The following is a 680-nucleotide window of genomic DNA, read 5'->3' on the forward strand; positions in this document are numbered from 1 at the left end:
GCATGCGCCGGGTACAGGTGGTAGCAGTTGGTCCACACGCGACCCGCCTTGATCGCCCGGCCCATGCGATAGGCGCGGTTGATGTCGCGGGTCCACAGGCCGGCACCCAGGCCGAACTCGGTGTCGTTGGCGATGGCCAGGGCTTCGGCTTCGTCCTTGAAGGTGGTGATGCTCACCACCGGGCCAAAGATTTCTTCCTGGAACACGCGCATCTTGTTGGTGCCCTTGAGCAGCGTCGGCTGGATGTAATAGCCGCTCGCCAGGTTGCCCTCGAGTTTTTCCACCTTGCCGCCGGTCAGCAGCTCGGCGCCTTCGCCCTTGGCGATTTCCAGGTAGGACAGGATCTTGTCGAATTGCTGCTCGGACGCCTGGGCGCCGACCATGGTGTCGGTGTCCAGCGGGTCGCCACGTTTGATCGACAGGACTTTTTTCATCACCTCTTTCATGAAGTCGTCGTAGATCGATTCCTGCACCAGGGCGCGGGAAGGGCAGGTGCAGACTTCGCCCTGGTTGAAGAACGCCAGCACCAGGCCTTCGGCGGCCTTCTCGATGAAGGACGGTTCGGCCTGCATGATGTCTTCGAAGAAGATGTTCGGCGACTTGCCGCCCAGCTCCACGGTGGACGGAATGATGTTCTCGGCCGCGCATTTCATGATGTGCGAGCCGACCGGGGTCGAGCC

The 680-nt window shown here is 61.9% G+C and carries 1 protein-coding gene; it reads right to left on the reverse strand.

Translation table 11 applies throughout. The annotated features are described in order from the left end of the window. The coding region (locus tag PG5_RS29960) for an aldehyde dehydrogenase family protein (RefSeq protein ID WP_042955879.1) at positions 1 to 680 on the reverse strand (680 nt) is incomplete at both ends.

It is taken from the genome of Pseudomonas sp. G5(2012) (genome assembly GCF_000408945.1).
Taxonomy (GTDB): Bacteria; Pseudomonadota; Gammaproteobacteria; order Pseudomonadales; family Pseudomonadaceae; genus Aquipseudomonas; species Aquipseudomonas umsongensis.